This window comes from Vibrio sp. ArtGut-C1 (assembly GCF_002105475.1).
In the GTDB taxonomy this organism is placed as follows: domain Bacteria; phylum Pseudomonadota; class Gammaproteobacteria; order Enterobacterales; family Vibrionaceae; genus Vibrio; species Vibrio diabolicus.
This window is the reverse complement of the sequence record NZ_NCTH01000011.1, coordinates 127,245-146,659: the sequence shown is the minus strand read 5'-3', so window position 1 is coordinate 146,659 and position 19,415 is coordinate 127,245. Positions and strand designations below refer to the sequence as shown.

Genomic DNA, 19,415 nt, shown 5'->3' with positions numbered 1-19,415 from the left:
TTACTGAACAAATGTATCCAAAAACGCCTACTTTTCATAGCGCTTTTGTTGGCTATTTGCGTCTAATTTAGCCAAGTAATCTAACTTTTCGCCGATTTTGGTTTCTAGACCGCGATTTGTTGGCTGATAATACTTACGATCCGCCATTTCTGGTGGCAAATATTGCTCACCGGCTGCATAGGCACCCGGCTCATCGTGAGCATAACGATACTCTGCTCCATAACCCATGTCTTTCATCAAACTGGTAGGTGCATTTCGAAGGTGATGAGGCACTTCATATTCAGGTAAGTTATGAGCATCTGTGAGCGCTTGTTTCCATGCCACGTACACCGCATTACTTTTTGGCGCGCACGCTAAGTAAACGATCGCCTGCGCAATCGCGCGTTCACCTTCTGCTGGACCAACGCGTGTAAAACAGTCCCACGCGGAGAGTGCAACTTGCATGGCTCTAGGGTCCGCATTGCCGACATCTTCCGATGCTATCGCAAGTAATCGGCGAGCGATGTAGAGCGGATCACAACCTGCAGCGATCATACGTGCAGCCCAATACAAAGCGGCGTCTGGATTTGAACCACGAATGGATTTGTGAACCGCAGAGATTAAGTCGTACCAGATATCACCTTTGTTATCAAAGCGAGAGACCTTTTCTCCCGCCACTTCCGCAAGCAACTTAAGCGTGATTTCTTTTTCACCCTGCGCATTGTCTTCTGCCATATCGTATAGCAGCTCAAGGTAGTTGAGAGACATGCGAGCATCACCGTTAACTAGCTCTGCTAGGCGATCTAGTACGTTATCGGCGAAATGTGCTGGTATATTCCCCAAGCCGCGATCTTTGTCGTTAATCGCTTGATCAAGCGCCAGCGATATTTCGCTCTGGCCAAGAGAAGTCAACTTATAAACGCGAGCACGCGAGAGTAATGCGTTGTTTAACTCAAACGAAGGGTTCTCTGTGGTCGCACCGATAAACGTAACCGTACCGTCTTCAATATGCGGTAAAAACGCATCTTGCTGCGATTTGTTAAAGCGATGCACCTCATCCACGAATAAGATAGTGCGGCGACCTGCCATTTTGTTCTCACGCGCTTTGTCGATCGCAGCACGGATCTCTTTAACGCCAGACGTCACCGCAGATACACGCTCAACTTCGGCGTTGGCATAGTTTGCTGCCACTTCCGCTAATGTCGTTTTGCCTGTGCCTGGTGGTCCCCATAAAATCATCGAGTGAATGTGTCCAGCCTCTAGCGCTCGGCGTAGGGGTTTACCCGGACCTAAAATATGCTGCTGCCCAATATACTGTTCGATTGTTTGTGGTCTCATACGAGCAGCAAGGGGACGAAAATCTTCGTCCCCTGAGAAATCTAACGTGTAATTACTCACTACCAATTAATTCCTTTGGTCATCCACTTCCACGCCATCTGGAATTGTGAATGTAAATCTGTCTACCTTTGGTTTACCAAGCTTAACATTACTAAAAGTAAACAGCCCTTTCTGACCATCTTGCTCAATGACGTTAAAGCCTTTCACTACGCCTTTTGTATCAATATTAATTTGGAATTGGCCTTGAGTAGAGTCAATTGCCGTTGGAATGAGCGTAAACTCATTACCTTTCTGAGAAATCTTATAGTTATCCCAATCGCTTGCTCTATTGCGAGTTAACAGCACAAATGGTGTTTGCTCGGTCGCTTGCTCTTGCCAGTAAATGCTTACTTGTTCAATGAATGGGCTGTAATACCACAACGTCTTACCGTCAGATATTAAAAGGTTTTCATCTGGGAAAGTCGTACTCCAACGGAACAAACTTGGACGAGCGATTTCAACCGTGCCCTCACCTTCCATTACCGTTTCACCTTCAGGGCTGATCACTTGTTGGGAGAAATCGGCACTGAAACCCTCGTTCATTGCGAGACGTTTATTGAGTTCATCTTTTGGAGATGCTGCATTCGCAGCTGAGAAGAAAGAAACACTTAAAACTAGCGCTGAGAAAAATTTCGCTGAAAATCGTTTTTTCATTCAGATACCTATCAGAGGGTCAAAGACCTAAAGTTACTCACCTCAGTTGGACTGAAGTGAGTAAAACAAGTTCATTAATCTTTTGGCGGCGCAGGAGCTAAAACTTCGCGGTTACCGTTGTGACCCGGTGCACTCACGATACCTTGCGCTTCGAGTTGCTCAACAATACGGGCGGCACGGTTGTAACCGATCTTAAATCGACGCTGTACGCCAGAAACAGAGCCTCGACGTGACTGAACTACGTGCTCAACGACTTGATCGAAGAGTGGATCCACATCTTCATCCGCTTCCATTTGCTCACCTGGCAATAAGCTTTCTGGACTTTGATCTCCGCTGATGATCTCTTCAATGTAGTTCGGTTTACCACGCGCTTTCCAGTTGTTTACAACAGCATGAACATCATCATCTGATGCAAATGCACCGTGGACACGAGTTGTATGACTTGAGCCCGGCGGTAGATACAACATATCACCCATACCAAGCAGTGATTCTGCACCACCTTGGTCTAGAATCGTACGGGAGTCTGTTTTAGTCGATACCGTAAACGCAACACGAGTTGGAATATTCGCTTTAATCAGACCCGTGATAACATCCACCGATGGACGCTGAGTCGCAAGAATTAAATGAATACCTGCCGCACGCGCCTTTTGTGCCAAGCGTGCAATCAGTTCTTCTACCTTCTTACCCACCACCATCATCAGGTCAGCAAATTCATCGACAACAACAACGATGTAAGGCAGTTTTTCTAACAATGGCGGTTCCGTATCCATACTGTCGCCTTCTTGCCAGAATGGATCATGAATTGGGTGACCCGCTTCTGCCGCCATCTTCAACTTCTCGTTAAAGCCTTTCACATTACGAACGCCCAATGCCGACATCAATTTATAACGACGTTCCATCTCACCCACACACCAACGTAGAGCGTTTGATGCGTCTTTCATATCAGTCACAACTTCAGAAAGAAGATGAGGGATACCTTCGTAAATAGAAAGCTCTAGCATTTTCGGATCAATCATGATGAAGCGTACATCTTCTGGGCCAGCTTTATACAGCATGCTCAAAATCATCACGTTCACACCCACCGACTTACCAGAACCTGTTGTACCTGCTACTAGCACGTGAGGCATCTTCGCGAGATCGGCCACAACAGCTTCGCCCGCAATGTCTTGACCTAACACAACCGTTGTGGGTGACGTTGCTTGCTCAAACTGAGGACTACTGATTACATCAGATAAATAGACCGTCTGACGGCTCATGTTTGGCAGTTCCAAACCGATGTAAGGCTTGCCAGGGATTACTTCTACAACACGTACAGCCATTGCAGACAATGCACGCGCTAAGTCAGTTGAAAGACCAGAAATACGGCTTACTTTTACCCCCGGCGCCAAATCAAGCTCAAAACGAGTGATCACTGGACCAGGATAAATCCCCACCACGTCGGCTTTGATTTTGTAGTCCGCTAGCTTGCTCTCAACCAATCGAGCGACCTGCTCTAGCGCATCTCGGTCGATAAAGTTTTCGCGTTTTTCTGGATGGTAAAGCAACTCGAGCGTTGGAAGTGGTTCTTCTGGAACAGGCAAGTTTTCTTCTTTCTGTACCAAAAATGGGTTCTGTGTCGCTGCTACTTTGGCTTGCGCACTAGAAACCATGTCTTGGAATGCCGCTACATCTTCGTCGCCGTCTTGAACCTCTTCAACCTCCGCTTTTTGAAGTGCAGGTTCAAATGTTGTTGAAGGTGTTGCCACTTGCTGATGAGGTGTTGTTGGAGCTGGCTGTACTTGTTGTATAGACTGTGACTCCACTTCGTCTTCATCGTCTAACACGTCAAAATCAGAGATCGTAGGTTCAATGTGTTGACTCGATTCTGTTTGCTCCGTGATGCTATCTAGCGCAGCGGAATCAATTACAGGCTCTTCATGCACAGGATGCTCAATACTTGGCTGCTGTACTTGCTCTGCTTCAAATTGTTCGTACTCCGCATAATCTGGTTCAACACTGTTCGGTTCTTCTGTAGCTGTATGTTGCTCTACATAGGAAGAGTAAGTGTCTGCAAATGATGGGGCTACCTGTTCTTCAGTTCCCCAGTCATCTGCTTGTTGCGCTGCAGCTTCAAGCTCTTCTATCGTGACATTCAGCTGCTTGGTACGCTCAAGAAGCGGATCAACGTTATCAGTATTCACCGCATGGACAGGTTGCGTTTGGTGCTCAGGTTGAGCATAAACTGGCGCAGCATTAACCGTAGCCTTGTGTTGTGGTGGCGTCGGTTCCACCATCATTTGTTCCGCTGGTTTCTCAGGTTTAGCTTGCGGCATATAAATAGGATACTCATGCGCAGGCGCCGATTCTTTCGGCTCATCGACATCGAACGCCGTTAAATGAGGAAGCGGTTCATCATCAATGTCATGGTCTACGTTATGTCTAGGCGTAGAGACTTTATCTTCCACGAACTCATCTAACTGAGGTTCTAAAACTTCTTGCTCAGAGCCTCTTATCTTATTTGCAAGCGCCGCAATTAGCGCTAATGCACGATCACCAAGCCACTCCACAATATTAAGCCATGAGATGCCAGTAAAGAGAGTAAAACCCGCTCCCCATAAGAACAGCAGTACCAATGTCGTGCCAAGTACATTCAATGTAGGTAAAGCTAGGCTAGACAACACGTCCCCGACGACACCACCGGACGAGAAATACCAAATATCATCAAAATTAATATCGGCTAGACCACAGCTAGTCATTATAAGGACGACAAGGCCGAGTAACCTCGTACCCCATAACATGAAATCAATTGGCTCATCTTCTCCTCGTTTACGGCAAATCACCCATGCAGCCGCAGCTAGCAAGAAAGGGATGGGATAAGCGAGAGAGCCAAATGTGAAGAATAGTGTGTCCGCAAGCCAAGCGCCGAAAAGGCCACCAGCATTGTCGATCTCCCCTCCCCATGCGGTTTGGGACCAGGAAGGATCGGCCGGACTGAAGGTAAATAGTGCAACCGCAAGCAATACCGAGCTAAGAACGCCAACGATAAAGCAGCACTCTTTTAAGCGTTGGAAGCCATTTAAGCGTGAAGACTGGGGCTCTTCACTGGTTTTGATAATGGTTTCGACTTTCTTTGCGTTCTCTTTGAACATAAATCAACTTGAATATGGAAATGAAATAGGAAATTGCAAAACATTCCGAGCGGCATCAAGCCGCTCGGTAAATTGATTTAACCATATCAAAGAGAAAAACCCAATTACTCTCTGGCGAAAGCGGAAGCATATACCGCTTTCTTTGCAAGAAATTAACGAGTTTTGATCACAAGCTGGTTAGATTGTTTCACTTCTTCCATTACAACGTATGTGCGAGTGTCATTTACGCCAGGTAGGCGTAGTAACGTATCGCCCAATAGTCGGCGGTAAGCCCCCATATCTGATACACGGGTTTTAAGAAGATAGTCAAAGTCACCTGATACAAGATGACACTCTTGTATGTCGTCTAGCTTTTGAACAGCTGAGTTAAACTGCTCAAATACATCCGGCGCACCACGGTTTAGTGTAATCTCAACGAATACTAATAGTGACGCATCCAGGAACTGCGGATTCAATAATGCAGTGTATCCTGTGATGTAACCCTGACGCTCTAAGCGACGTACACGCTCCAAACATGGCGTTGGAGAAAGTCCCACACGTTTTGAAAGCTCAACGTTTGAAATACGACCGTCTTTCTGCAGTTCATTAAGAATGTTGCGGTCGATACGGTCTAGTTCCTTGGACGGCTTTTTATAGTTGTCTGCCATTTTTTATTCCACCTTATTACTTCCTTGCAAAAAAATATACTACAACTTTTTAATATTTGGTGCCAAATTTTACAAATCTATAACTATACTAGTTATTAATTCGACAATAACACCCTACAAACAGTTAATACAACCATTATAGAAAGAGGATACAGGATGATCATTGGCGTACCTAAGGAAATCAAGAACCACGAATATCGTGTTGGTATGATCCCAGCAAGCGTGAGAGAACTCATCTCACATGGTCACCAAGTTTTAGTTGAGACCAATGCAGGTGCCGGCATTGGTTTTTCAGACGATGATTACATCGCTGTCGGCGCATCCATTCTCCCTCATGCTGCAGACGTATTCGCGCAAGCAGACATGATTGTAAAAGTAAAAGAACCCCAAGCAGTAGAGAGAGCAATGCTCCGCGAAGGGCAAATTTTATTTACTTATTTACACCTAGCACCAGATTTTCCACAAACTGATGAGCTAATCAAGAGCAAAGCTGTCTGTATAGCCTATGAGACTGTAACAGATAATATGGGTCGTTTGCCACTGTTAGCACCAATGTCAGAAGTGGCAGGTCGTATGTCTATCCAAGCTGGAGCCCAAACTCTAGAAAAATCACACGGGGGTCGTGGTTTACTTCTAGGTGGCGTTCCTGGTGTTGAGCCAGCGAAAGTCGTCATCGTTGGTGGTGGTGTTGTTGGTGCAAACGCAGCCCGCATGGCTGTTGGTCTTCGCGCTGACGTAACCATTCTAGACCGCAACGTAGATACACTTCGTAAGCTTGACGAAGAGTTCCAAGGTCGCGCTAAAGTGGTTTATTCTACTGAAGACGCTATCGAGAAGCATGTTCTAGAAGCTGACCTTGTTATCGGTGCCGTTCTAATTCCTGGAGCAGCTGCGCCTAAGCTGGTAACAAAAGAGCACATTGCTAAGATGAAACCGGGTGCGGCAGTGGTTGACGTGGCTATTGACCAAGGTGGCTGTTTCGAGACATCTCACGCAACAACCCACGCAGATCCAACTTACATCGTTGATGAAGTGGTTCACTACTGCGTAGCAAATATGCCTGGTGCGGTTGCACGTACTTCAACTTTCGCATTGAACAATGCAACACTCCCTTACATTGTGAAACTCGCAAACAAAGGCTACCGTGAGGCACTTCTAGAAGACAAAGGCTTCCTTGAAGGTCTAAACGTTATTCACGGAAAAGTAACATGTAAAGAAGTAGCAGAAAGCTTTGACTTGGAATACATTGAACCAACTCAAGCTATCGCTATGTTCAATTAATGACAAAATAAAACACAATTTGTCACGTTTTATTTACAAAAGCCCACGCATAAGTGGGCTTTTTCATATAGAGCGTTTAGCTATAAAAAATAACTAATTCTTATATGCGCAAATTAAAATATTTCTAGGTGTAACTGATTTAGGGCAAAACTCTGACAATCTAACACGATAACCACGTTCTTCAAGATAAAGTGCTTTGTCCAATGCGAGCCAGATCTCCAATGGACGTTGAAAAACCAGTTGCACTAAGCTCATTCTCTCCATTTGCCAGAAGCGTTGTTCGCTTAACTTTTCAAAATGATCGAAATCGATTTCTTGAGAAAGAACGATACCTTTCTGCTCCGCCGCCCAGCGACACAAAGATTCAAAGCCTTCACTTAATTGCGACTTACGAATACTGGGGACAGGTTGGTACTCTGCCATGCCTAACGCTCGTCGAGTAATCAAATCGAAGCCAAGACGAAACACCATTTCCTGCTGACGATGGCGACGTACACGCTCTCCCCCTGTCACCGTTTGCTGTAACGGGATACGCAGTTCTTGCTTAGACAATGAGAGAGAAGAAACCCTCCCCGGTTTCGACATCGGCTGGTATTGTTCCGACTGAATCAAGTGATAACAACAAGGTGAGATGGTCATCGCAGCAATCCCACTCTCACTGCCGTACTGCATTAGACGAACATGGAGGTCACCACACGCATGCAGTGCCACCGCGTGTTGCGTTGGCTTGAATACCGCTTTTGCTTTGCTATCGAACGCGTCACCTTGAATAAACGTCATTTTCCAATGGTGTTCATTCGCAGCTTGTTGCCCCGAATCACACAGTACTTGTTGATATTCGAAACTGGTCACAGGCTGATCGGTTTGTGTTGCCAGGATTCGTCCTAAATAACCTTTCCCTGAACACCACTCTAACCATTCTTCGCCACAGTGTTGTTGAATTGCAGCTTCACCCATCGAGCTGATTTGCTCCAGCTTACGTCCGGGAATGCCGTTTTCTAAACCACGAGCGAGTGCCAAACCATTTAAGGTTAAAGACTCTAAACGCGTGTGATAAGCGAGTTGTTCGAGTTGAGGCACGAACGCGCTTATCGCTTTTAAGGCGAGTTCAGGTTCCGCTTTATACTCTTCGATTTGAGAGGGAGAAAGAGACACTAACCACTGGCACAACTGAGGGTGTTGCTCTTGCCAAGGTAATGCGGTGTGAATGCTACTTTTAAATGGTTCAAACCGCCATAGCGATTCGTTTTCCAATAAGCAGTCATTAATAAATTGAAATTGCGTTTTCATAACTCCCCCTACAACGAGCGCATTGTAGAGGGAATCGAAACATCAATGAAGTGTTATCTCACCGGGAGCTCGATGTCTTTAAACATCTCTTCGATTTCTGCATTAGATTTCAACGAAATCGCCTGCTCTACCACTGGGCGAGTTAAATGAGGAGCAAAGCGTTCCATAAAATCGAACATGTATGAGCGCAGGAATGTGCCGCGACGGAAGCCAATACTTGTCGTACTAGCCCCGAATAAATGGCTCGCATCTATTGCGACTAAATCGCTGTCCTGCTCTTCATCCACAGCCATGCTCGCAATCACACCAACACCAATACCCATGCGAACATACGTTTTAATAACGTCCGCATCAGTTGCAGTGAACACCACTCTCGGGGTTAAACCTTCACGATTAAATGCGGTATCTAACTCTGAACGGCCCGTAAAACCAAACACATAAGTGACCAATGGATAAGCGGCAAGATCGCTGATCGTTACCTTATCTTTCTTCGCTAATGGATGATCTTTAGGCACGACAATTGAACGGTTCCAGTGATAACAAGGCAGCATGATGGCATCTTGATATAAGTGAAGCGCTTCTGTCGCAATCGCAAAGTTCGCCGTACCTTTAGCAATTGCCTCAGACATTTGTGACGGCGTACCTTGATGCATGTGTAATGACACTTTTGGGTAGCGAGAAGTGAAACCTTTGATGACATCCGGCAAAGCATAACGCGCTTGCGTATGTGTCGTGGTGATATTCAGCGTCCCCATTTCTGGGTGGGTGTGCTCCCCTGCTACAGCTTTGATACTTTCTACACGAGCGAGAATTTCTTGAGAGATACGTACAATTTCTTCACCAGCAGGTGTCACCTGTGTTAAGTGCTTACCGCTACGTTCAAAAATCTGAATGCCTAACTCATCTTCCAGCAACCGAACCTGTTTACTGATACCTGGCTGAGAGGTATACAAGCTTTCTGCCGTCGCGGATACATTCAGATTATGGTTTACAACCTCAACAATATACTTCAGCTGCTGCAGTTTCATCGTAATCCCTTACTTGTTCATGAGAGAATTTATTGGCCACTCGGACGAGCGATATAATAATTAGTTATAACGCGTTCAAATCGAAATGAACAGTAATTTCTAACTTATACCTCAATCACATACTGATAATCCTCAACATAGAAACAATATGCACAAAGTTGAGCCAATAAATGACTGAATTTCTATGATGTGACTTCTATCAGTAGCTAAAACGTGGGAGAGACAAAATAATCAAACAAATAGGGTGCCGAGTAAGATAAGATTCATGTATTCTTTAACGCTAGCCGTAGAAAAGTAAAGCAGACGCAAAGATATGAATATTGGTTTAATAATCGCTTTGGTAGCCATCCTACTGGTGTTGATCCTAGGCTATAACATTATGTTGCAGTATAAGGTCAAGGTAGAGACTGCGAAAAGACAGGAGTCCGCACGCTATGTTGCCTTGATTGATGGCACTGAAGAGTTGATTGGTCATGCGCACCATATCCCTTTTAGCAAGGAGCTGTTGCTGTGTCTAAACAATCGTATTCTTGACGCGCTAGAAAGCATGCATGAGCTTGACCCGAAGAATAAGCAACTTGCTCAACGTATCGAAAACATGAAGCAACAGATTGAGCAACTGAAAGAGAATGGTCCCACTGGCGAGAGTACCACGTTCAAAATGCCGAGCAGTGATAAACAAGCCATCGTCATGCTTAAGTTGGTGAAGCGCCTTCGCGATACTATCCGTAACGAACACAATAAAGGCCGTATCGACACCCAGACTTATGTCGCTGAAAATGCGCGTTTAGAAACGATGCAGATTCGTATCAACATCGAAAACGTCATCAAAAGAGCAAACGACTCTATTGCTCGAGGTCAACCTGGCACAGCACTTCAACTGCTACGCAAAGGTATCGATGCATTGAGTACAAAGAGCGATCCCTACTCGATTCAAGCGAAACAGAAGCTTGAAGACATGCTGGGCGACCTAGATAAAAAACGCCAAGATAAAAGTGATGCTGAAATGCAGCAGATCGCCGATAAAGAGCGCGACAATGACATGGAAGCACTCTTCGGCGAGAAGAAAAAGTGGTAACATTCACTTAAGGTCAGTAAAGGCTGCAATCGCAGCCTTTTTTCTATCCGTAAGATAGCGGATATGCCCAATTAGAATGTGAAGTACTAAAACTAAAATGATGAATCTAGACGCCTATCAAGATCTTCTTGCTCCCATTAACCAATTTCTGCAATGCAGCACACCTGATGAATGGGTAGAGGAAGCAAAGAAACCAGAAAACCTTCAAACCATTTTATTAGACCACCTACTGTGTGAGCTAAAAGCTGGCCAATCTGCGATGTTTTTAATTCGTAAGTATGCCGTTGACCAATCCAGTTCACATGCTCTGCTTGACTGGTTTAAACCCTATGAAGATTTTGCTTATCGCAATGTAGGCTCACTAGAAACGTTAAAAGGTAAGAGCTATATTTCCAAAGCGATCATGGCTAAGTCCAACTCACCTTACAGCCAAGATTTGATCGATAAAATGGTGCTTTTGATTAAAGAGGAGTTACACCACTTTTATCAGGTTTTAGAGATCATGGAAAGTCGTGGAATTGAGTATAAAAATATTCCAGCAAGTCGCTATGCTAAAGGGCTCATTTCGCATATGAAGACTCATGAACCGGAAACGCTGATCGATAAGCTCATCATTGGTGCGTACATCGAAGCCCGATCTTGTGAGCGTTTTGCCAAACTAGCACCACATATGGATGACGATATCGCAAAATTCTACGTTTCTTTACTGCGCTCAGAAGCACGCCACTATCAAGATTATCTTGTATTGGCAGAGCAAATCGCGGGCAAAGACATCAGCGAACACATAGCCTATTTTGGTCGAGTTGAGGCGGATTTAATTTCTACGCCAGATACAGATTTTAAGTTCCATAGTGGTATTCCAGCCTAGCGAGCATATTCTCCCAAGATTGAGCATGCTCTGAACTTATTTATATAGACAGAGAATAAATAAGCCGGACATTTCGTCCGGCTTATTTTTTGTAGCAATGAGGTTAGGAATAAAGCTGAAACACAACAACTAGAGCTGGAATGAACCCATTCGAGTTTTCAAGTTGTGCGCTAGGCTACTGATCTGCTGGCAAGCTACAGCCGTTTGCGAAGCTCCCTCAGCCATCTCTGTTGAAGCACTATTAATATGCTCCACACTTCGATTCAGTTCTTCGGATACAGAATTCTGCTCGCTGCACGCCGTTGCGATTTGTGTGCTCATTTGCGCTATGTTATCGACAGAATGTTCAATTTCTTTTATCTGGCTATCAGCGTCATTGACTTGCTCAACACACTGAGAAATCCCCTCCTGACAATCACGGCTTGAATGCCCTATTTTGCTGCTGCTCTCTTGTAGTTGATTAACAATTTCCACAATTTGTGAAGTGGAGTCTTGAGTGCGTTGCGCCAGAGAACGAACCTCATCTGCCACAACAGCAAACCCACGTCCTTGTTCACCAGCCCGAGCGGCTTCAATTGCGGCGTTCAGTGCTAACAAGTTTGTTTGCTCCGCAATCCCTCGGATCACATCTACGACCACATTGATATTGTTTGAGCTAGATTCAAGCTCACGTGCCAGTTCATCTGACTCTTGGATCGTATGTGATACACGCTCAATTACTGCGATAGTTTGTTGTAACGTCGCCGTTCCTTGCTTTGCCACTTCCGTTGCCGAGTAAGCGGAGGTCGCGCCAACTTCGGTATTTTGTGCCACTTCACTTACAGCAGCTTGCATTTCTGTCATCGCAGAAGCCACCGAGCTAAGTTCAATTTGTTGATTTTGCATACCAGAAGCGGTCTGAGAAGAAATAGCACTCACTTCCTCTACTGCTGCCGTTAGCTGAATCGTTGAGTCATTAATCTCAGAAACCAGCGAATGTAAGTTTGTTTGCATACCGACAAGCTCTTTGAGCAACGTTCCTAACTCGTCTTTGCTCAATTCACTTTCGTCGATTTGATTATTCAATTGACCCTTGGCGATTTTAGAAGCGAATTCCAATGCTCGATCAACAGGCCCGCAAATGACTCGAGAAAGCAACATGGCAGACATTACCATGACCAATGCGACGACAAGCGCCCCAACAGCAGCGCTGTATTGTGTAAATGCCGCTTCATTTTGTACTTCTTCGCCAATCAAATTCACCAACTCATCGTTCAACGCGAGGGTATCATCCAAGCTGCTCAACGCTTTTGAGTAGGTATCGAAACTCGATAAAATCACATCATTTGCACTTTCAGCATCACCTTGGCTTAGCAGTGCGTTGTAAGTCTTCGTTTCCTTGATGTATTGATTCCAAGTTTCTTTAAAAACGTTAAAAGACTGTGTTTCACGCTGATTAAGGTCGAGCTTTTCGTATTCTGCAATACCAGCCTGCACATCAGAACGCCATTGGTCGAGGCCTTTTAACCACTCACCAATTTTGGGGTGATTTGCGTTTGGCAATAAAGAGAACTCATCTTTGCGCACTTTAGTAATATCAACTTGGATACCTTTCAAAATCGCAACAGAAGGTAAGCTTTTATCTGTTAGCACTGAGATGTCTTTATTCAGTGTTAACAAACCTTGCACCAACATTACTGACACTAAACCAAACACGGCAAAAACGGTTAAATAACTAACCGATATTTTCTTTACGACACTTAAGTCTTTAATACGCATGCACTTTCTCCCTGCAGCCTTTCCAAACCTCTCACTTAAGTGAAAGCTTAACCTCTAAAACACACTGTTTTTTGCGCTCGATATCATTGAGCGCTCTTATATACATCGGCCTGAGAGATCAAATCTTGACCAGTAATTGATATTTTTATCACGTACTATTTTAGAGATAGGCTCGCATGCTCCGTATTGTGTCTGCATTTTTTTATGAGCGCTTCCCGGCGCAACTCTAAGATCTCATCGATGAGTTTTTCTTTAGCGTTGATGCCAAAGTGCTGGGCATAATTTTTGACTTTTTCAATCTCATTAGGCTGTAAGCGGTATACCTCTTTCTTTAAACGAGCTTCTGCTTCGCTTCTAATCAAACCTTGGTCTTGTAGTAATTTAATGATGGTTTCATCGATTGGATTTACTGCTCTAGCCATAGTGCTCCATCTATCAATTTAAGTTCTAGCCATGTGGCTGGATGAATGACGCCGCACAACTTATAGAGCGAAGATGACAACTTGATTGCAGTGAGTACGATTCGTTAACCATCGCTATTATTTACAGCCGCTTAAGCAGCCATTAACTCTCTACCCCGGCTCCCCACCATTGAATAAAGATCACATTCTGATAACAATTTTCAGTACTGGCTTCGATGTCATCCATATTTAACGTGCAAGTAATATTTATAAACAAGAATGATTGCTCTAGTTCAAATGATGGAAAAATAAGATGAAATTATCGCAGTGGGGTCTTTTATTAAGTGGCTTGGTGGCATTGCCAAGCATTGCAGATACAGATGTTTATCTAACCAATAACTCTGATCAGCCTTTAACTATTCAAGTAAAGCACGAAGGCAGTGATTTACTTCAATACGGAGAAGAGTGGCAGCAACATGTGCAAGTACTTGGTCCGTGGGAAACCAAACCTGTATTGAGCTTCAATCGTTGGGAAGGCGTGAAATCAAACCAAACTTACCGTTTTGAAACTGTGGTTTCTAGCCCTAAAGGTGAAAGCATAACACTCAATCAGGTCATGGAAGGTCATTGGTATAATTCAACCATTGAATATGGCTTATCGGCGGCCGATGTCGATTTATCTCTTAAAGATGATCGTAATATTCATCGTGCCAACACTAACGCTTTTGGCATCCGAGAAACCGAACTGGCATTTAAGTCAGACAGTACCGCTCGATACGACGATCTTTATTACACCATCACACCAAGCAAAGTAAATGAATCTGTCGATAACGAAGAACAAAACCTTAAGTTGATGACATACAACATCTGGGCTCTTACGGCTATTGCATCGCACATCGGTGATCGTTACGAACTGATTCCTCAATACGTCAAAGGTTATGATGTATTAGCGCTGCAAGAAGTGTTTGCAAGCGGTCGTGAAGCATTCCTACGTGAGTTAGCTAAGGAATATCCGTACCAAACTAAGATGTTAGATAAAGAAGGCGTTAATATTCATGATGGTGGGGTGATCATTGTCAGTCGCTATCCTATCGTGAATGAAGCGCAATATGTCTTCCCCGACTGCTCTGGCACAGACTGCTTTGCCGACAAAGGCGTGAATTATGCGGAAATTATTAAAGGTGGTCAGGCTTACCATGTGTTTGCTACCCATACCGCATCTTTCGATACAGACACCGCTCGCGAGTATCGTCAGCGCCAGTTCAAACAAATCCGCGCACTCGCTAAATCTCTCAACATTCCTTCAAGCGAAACTGTGGTATACAGCGGCGACTTTAACGTAAACAAAAGAAAGTTCCCTGGTGACTACCAACAAATGATCGCTAACTTAAGCGCCATAGAGCCTCAGTATTCTGGATACACGGAGTCAACCTTTGATCCCCGTATCAATAACTTCGCAGGTGAAGCGTTATCAGGCGGCGAAAACGTGGAATACCTTGACTATGTCATGGTGAGTAGCGAATACGGTGTGAAATCATTCAATGACAACCGTGTGGACGTGCCGCGTACAACTTCAGAAAGTTTATGGAAACACTACAACCTTTCTGACCATTTCCCAGTTAGCGCAACAATCAAGCCATGAAGAAAATCGCGTTGATAATCATGTCCGCCATTATGGCGGGCATGATATTTTTAACTTTCAGTCAAGATGGGCAGCAAGAAGCAGCCGTGTCCGCTTCTGCTCCAAAGACAAAAAATAAGAACGTCCCCAGTACATCACTAAAAACAAGCAATATCGCTCCCAGTGCAGATGCTTCACCACAGACCGCAGAGCTCCCTTCTGCGACTCAAATAACGACTGAGAGACTAACTCTGCTCAAAGGGAGAGAACTCGTCGCAGAGCTTGAATCATTTTGGCATGAGTGCATGTCGAACCGCGACTGTGAGGAACAGTTAGCCTTGCTCGAGCCTTATTTATCTTCAGCACGATTTCAACTTTTGGCGAGCTACCATCAACTCAACAGTCAATGGCAAGAAAGTGTGGGTAATTTGTTGTTTGATGAGCAACAACCACTAGCCTCACGTATTGCACAACTTAAAGCCGAGGCAAGAGGCATTTGGGGCGAGTTGGCTGATGTTATTTTCGCGGATGAGTTCGCCCTATACGATTTCAATTTAGAGGCCCAACAGCTCAACACGCAAAGTCCAGAAAGCTTTTTGCAAGCTTTCGAGCAACTCATCATAGACTGGCAAGAAAATGCAGAGGCTATCGGGCTTACAAACGACCAAGCAAAATATGAGCGTGCAGTCGCCCTGATACCCAATAGCATGAGCTTTCCAGATCGCCAAACCATCATCGCAGAGCTGCAAAAAACTTACTTAACGAAGGACGAAAGCGAAGAGATTCACGATCGTCAGCAACAAATTGCTGAGCAAAAAGAGCAAGTCAGAGATTACCAACAAGCATTGCAACAACTTGAGTCCAGACTCAGAAAAGAAAGAACCACAAGCCATTCGAATTTGTCAGAACCGGAATGGCAAAGCTATTACCAACAAGAAGTAGCGGATTTTCGTCGTGAATTTTTTTCTTCTTAACAATGCGCTTTGACTGACTGGGAACTTAAAAAGGCACGTTGCTAACCAGCCGTCGTGCCTTATGTTCAACTCTCTACTTTTAATTCAGAACAAATTTAAACCAAATACATCTTTCACATCAAATAGCACTTTTTCGGTTTTCTCGCGAGAACGCTCACTACCTTGTTTTAAAATATCAATCAGCTGCGCTTTATCATTCAAATACATAGCGCGCTTTTCTCGAATAGGGCGAAGCATCTCTTGTAAGCATTCTTCTAACACTTTCTTGGTCAAACCATCACCTAACCCACCTCGTCGATAATGGTCTTTTAGCTGTTCGACGTAATCTTTATCAGGGTGAAAGGCATCGAGGTAGATGAATACAATATTCCCTTCGACTTGGCCAGGGTCCTCAATTTTCAGATGATTAGGATCGGTATACATAGATTTCACTGCCGCGGAAATCTCCTTTTCGGAGGCCCCTAAGTTGATTGCGTTCCCCATGCTTTTAGACATCTTATTTTTACCATCAGTACTCGGCAAACGAGGTGCATCACTAAGTAATGGACGGCATTCTCTAAGAACCTCTTTTCCACCCAGGTAGTTTATTTTTCTTACGATTTCATTAGTTTGCTCCAACATCGGCAGTTGGTCATCACCTACCGGAACCAACGTCGCGTGAAACCCCGTAATATCGGCAGCTTGAGAAATTGGATACGTTAAAAAGCCAGCAGGAATAGAGCGTTCAAAGCCTTTACTCTGTATCTCATTTTTAACCGTGGGATTACGCTCTAAACGCGTAATAGAGACAAGATTGCTGTAATACATCGTTAACTCTGCTAACGCTGGTATTTGAGATTGCAACGTGATCGTGGTTTGTGTGGGGTCGATACCAACGGCCAAATAATCCGCAACGACATTGAGAATATTGGAGGATACTTTTGATGGATTGTGGGCGTTATCCGTCAAACCTTGCATGTCCGCGACCAAGATCGTTTGCTCATGCTCCGTTTGCAATTTGACTCGTTGTTGCAATGAACCGACATAGTGTCCGAGGTGTAACGGACCTGTCGCTCGATCGCCGGTCAGGATAATTTCACGCTGTGATGTACTTTGAATGGTGTTCATATTTATCTCCAAGTATTTAATAGATCGCTACTGGAGATAAAAAGATAAAACACTCTTAGCTACCATCCAGCAGCTTAAGAATGTGAGTATTCCGTGCCGCTCTATTTAGAGCGCCACCAAAAGAAGGTTGTTGATGAAGGGCTAACGTGTATTTTCATGTTTTCAAACTAACAGTACATCAAGCTGAACTCAATCTGTTTTTGTATTGAATTAGCGTAAGTATTCAAAGAGCCTACAGAAACGATTACATTGGTAAAGACATCGCAATGACTAAAGCTGCACCAAACACCGAACCTGAGACAAATGCACAAAGTACGGTTTTGTTGTGTTTCCTTTTCATCGATGAACTCCTATCCATAACCACAATGACCAACCCTTTTATTTAATACGCATGTGGATGCATCACGGCAAGTAGTAAACCAACATATCGCGCATAGAACCAGTACAGCTTTGTTAAACTGGGACCTCGTCCATAACTTGGAATGCAAATGGTTCTGGAAACAACAAAAGAGGAAAATTTCATCACTTTTCTGTCCTGTCTCCCAGAGTTTATGGCTTAATAGACAGCAGGAATATTTTTCTTTTGCTGCGGGTACTTACATGGAAGCTGTTCTACATCAGTTGCAATTCTCTTTGTCGATAACCGGCCCTATCTGCTTAATGTTAATACTTGGCGTGATGTTCAAACGCATAGGGCTGATCAACGATAATTTTATTGAAGTGGGCTCTAAACTGGTGTTTCAAGTTACGCTACCTGCGATGTTATTTGTCAGTATTGTGGCTTCAGAACACGATTTTTCCGCGGCGAGTGGCTTTGTCAATTTCGGCGTCATCGCTAGCATTTCGTTTTTCATTTTCACCTACCTGTCGGTCAAGCTTCTGTTCAAAGCATCGCCTGACCAAGGTGTTCTTATCCAGGGTGGGTTTCGAGCAAACACAGGGATTATTGGCATCGCTTACGTTGCCAATGCGTATGGTTCTCAAGGTGTGGCGTTAGCAGCGCTTTATGTCGCGGTCACCACGTTTATTTACAACGTCCAAGCGGTAATTTGCTTATCTCCCAAAGGCGCAACTTCTGTCCCACAAGCCGCAAAAATGATGGGCCGAACACTGACGAGGAATCCACTTATAATCTCAATCGTCCTAGGGATGGCTTTCTATTTGCTCTCTATTCCAGTACCGAATGTTGTTATTGATGCAGGGGACTACTTGTCCAAAATGACATTACCTTTAGCGCTGTTGTGTACGGGCGGCTCACTCGATTTTAGCTTGATGAGAAAAGAGAAAGGTCCATCTTGGTTTGCAAGCAGTTACAAGCTCATCGTGGCACCCGTAATGATCACTATTGGTGCTTACTTAGTAGGTTTTCGAGGAATTGAGTTAGGTATTCTTTTCTTTATGAACGCTTCCCCAGTGGCAGCGGCCAGTTATGTCATGGCACGTTCGATGGGAGGCAATGCCACATTAGCCGCAAATATCATCGCACTCACTACGGTACTTTCTACCGTCACGTGTACGTTGGGCATTCTATTTCTTAAGTTTTACGACTTAATATAATTGACCAGCGATAAAGTAAAGGCGCGCTAGATAGCATTAAGATAAGCTACTGGTCGTGATTCGCAAAAGTGAGTTTTCTTACCAGACGAAAAAACTCACTCGCTTCTGATTCAGACAAACAAGCAAAAAATTCTTTCTGTAAATTCGTCATGATTTGATGCACTTGCTTTAAAGCATTTGCCCCCTCTTTTGTCATACTTAGCATTTTGAGACGCTGATTCGATTTACTTTTAGAAACTTGAACAAACCCTCGCTTTTCCAAATTATCCACCATTCGCTTTGCTACACTTCGCTCAGTTCGAACCGCGTCAGCCAGCGCTTGCTGACTCATGGGTTGAAACTCTTCCAAAGCGGCCAGTGCACTTGCCATCTCGAGTGTCATTAAATTTTGCCGAGAGAGCTCAGCTTGAGCACGGTTGCGATACATTCGCTGCATCACACCGCAGACAAACATAGGGCTTTGATCCAAAACGGAAATTGGGGAGATTTTCTGATCTTTCATCGTCGTTTGTTCTTCTTTAGGCTTTCATTCGGTCGGAAGGAGTAAGCAGATTCTGCATAAGGCAAAACGCTCCCCCTTCAAGTTTGCGTCAAAGACGGTAACCACCAAGTGAAAACATAAAATAAAGAGCGCCGAAGCGCCCTTTTATCGTGTTTATTATCACCA

16 protein-coding genes are annotated in these 19,415 nt (G+C 44.4%); 6 read left to right on the top strand and 10 right to left on the bottom strand.

The window, feature by feature from the left end:
• Positions 1 to 27: 27 nt before the first annotated feature.
• The 4 genes from B7360_RS12155 to lrp all read right to left on the bottom strand — a co-directional run bounded on the left by B7360_RS12155 (position 28) and on the right by lrp (position 5,785).
• Entirely contained in the window at positions 28 to 1,383 is a 1,356-nt protein-coding gene (locus tag B7360_RS12155) for a replication-associated recombination protein A (protein WP_031780168.1), read from the bottom strand.
• On the bottom strand, positions 1,384 to 2,010 hold the full coding sequence (lolA, locus tag B7360_RS12150; RefSeq protein WP_074191101.1) for an outer membrane lipoprotein chaperone LolA: 627 nt from the start codon (positions 2,008 to 2,010) through the stop codon (positions 1,384 to 1,386).
• A 74-nt stretch (positions 2,011 to 2,084) separates the two neighbouring features.
• Entirely contained in the window at positions 2,085 to 5,138 is a 3,054-nt protein-coding gene (locus B7360_RS12145) for a DNA translocase FtsK 4TM domain-containing protein (RefSeq protein WP_074191100.1), read from the bottom strand.
• A 152-nt stretch (positions 5,139 to 5,290) separates the two neighbouring features.
• Positions 5,291 to 5,785, bottom strand: coding sequence for a leucine-responsive transcriptional regulator Lrp (lrp, locus tag B7360_RS12140; RefSeq protein ID WP_005378234.1), 495 nt, complete (start codon positions 5,783 to 5,785; stop codon positions 5,291 to 5,293).
• A 156-nt stretch (positions 5,786 to 5,941) separates the two neighbouring features.
• Here lrp and ald point away from each other — a divergent pair, with 156 nt between their 5' ends.
• Entirely contained in the window at positions 5,942 to 7,066 is a 1,125-nt protein-coding gene (ald, locus tag B7360_RS12135) for an alanine dehydrogenase (RefSeq protein ID WP_074191099.1), read from the top strand.
• Between the two features lie 93 nt (positions 7,067 to 7,159).
• On the opposite strand, the gene B7360_RS12130 is transcribed toward ald, so the two are convergent.
• Both B7360_RS12130 and cysB read right to left on the bottom strand, forming a co-directional pair.
• A complete protein-coding gene (locus tag B7360_RS12130) occupies positions 7,160 to 8,356 on the bottom strand; it encodes a methyltransferase (protein ID WP_085343594.1) in 1,197 nt (398 codons plus the stop codon).
• 53 nt (positions 8,357 to 8,409) lie between these two features.
• Positions 8,410 to 9,384: an HTH-type transcriptional regulator CysB gene (gene cysB, locus B7360_RS12125; protein WP_006742885.1), complete on the bottom strand. Its 975-nt coding sequence runs from the start codon at positions 9,382 to 9,384 to the stop codon at positions 8,410 to 8,412.
• Between the two features lie 313 nt (positions 9,385 to 9,697).
• Here cysB and B7360_RS12120 point away from each other — a divergent pair, with 313 nt between their 5' ends.
• Entirely contained in the window at positions 9,698 to 10,462 is a 765-nt protein-coding gene (locus tag B7360_RS12120) for a hypothetical protein (protein ID WP_006742886.1), read from the top strand.
• 97 nt (positions 10,463 to 10,559) lie between these two features.
• A complete protein-coding gene (locus B7360_RS12115; RefSeq protein ID WP_085343593.1) occupies positions 10,560 to 11,330 on the top strand; it encodes a tRNA isopentenyl-2-thiomethyl-A-37 hydroxylase MiaE in 771 nt (256 codons plus the stop codon).
• A 129-nt stretch (positions 11,331 to 11,459) separates the two neighbouring features.
• Here the strand turns inward: B7360_RS12115 and B7360_RS12110 are convergent, their stop codons facing one another.
• On the bottom strand, positions 11,460 to 13,088 hold the full coding sequence (locus B7360_RS12110; protein ID WP_005390805.1) for a methyl-accepting chemotaxis protein: 1,629 nt from the start codon (positions 13,086 to 13,088) through the stop codon (positions 11,460 to 11,462).
• 155 nt (positions 13,089 to 13,243) lie between these two features.
• A complete protein-coding gene (locus tag B7360_RS12105; RefSeq protein WP_012841963.1) occupies positions 13,244 to 13,510 on the bottom strand; it encodes a hypothetical protein in 267 nt (88 codons plus the stop codon).
• 292 nt (positions 13,511 to 13,802) lie between these two features.
• Here B7360_RS12105 and B7360_RS12100 point away from each other — a divergent pair, with 292 nt between their 5' ends.
• Both B7360_RS12100 and B7360_RS12095 read left to right on the top strand, forming a co-directional pair.
• Complete coding sequence (locus B7360_RS12100; RefSeq protein WP_085343592.1) at positions 13,803 to 15,131, top strand: sphingomyelin phosphodiesterase; 1,329 nt, start codon at positions 13,803 to 13,805, stop codon at positions 15,129 to 15,131.
• Positions 15,128 to 16,084 (top strand): ATP-dependent dsDNA exonuclease, encoded by a 957-nt coding sequence (locus tag B7360_RS12095; RefSeq protein WP_085343591.1) that lies wholly within the window; start codon positions 15,128 to 15,130, stop codon positions 16,082 to 16,084. The genes B7360_RS12100 and B7360_RS12095 overlap by 4 nt, the downstream gene beginning before the upstream one ends.
• Positions 16,085 to 16,168: 84 nt before the next feature.
• Here the strand turns inward: B7360_RS12095 and trpS are convergent, their stop codons facing one another.
• Entirely contained in the window at positions 16,169 to 17,191 is a 1,023-nt protein-coding gene (trpS, locus tag B7360_RS12090; protein WP_085343590.1) for a tryptophan--tRNA ligase, read from the bottom strand.
• Positions 17,192 to 17,791: 600 nt separating this feature from the next.
• Between trpS and B7360_RS12085 the strand changes: the two genes are divergently transcribed.
• On the top strand, positions 17,792 to 18,748 hold the full coding sequence (locus B7360_RS12085; protein ID WP_085343589.1) for an AEC family transporter: 957 nt from the start codon (positions 17,792 to 17,794) through the stop codon (positions 18,746 to 18,748).
• A gap of 46 nt (positions 18,749 to 18,794) precedes the next feature.
• Here B7360_RS12085 and B7360_RS12080 read toward each other — a convergent pair whose 3' ends face one another.
• On the bottom strand, positions 18,795 to 19,250 hold the full coding sequence (locus B7360_RS12080; RefSeq protein ID WP_012841967.1) for a MarR family winged helix-turn-helix transcriptional regulator: 456 nt from the start codon (positions 19,248 to 19,250) through the stop codon (positions 18,795 to 18,797).
• Positions 19,251 to 19,415 lie beyond the last annotated feature (165 nt).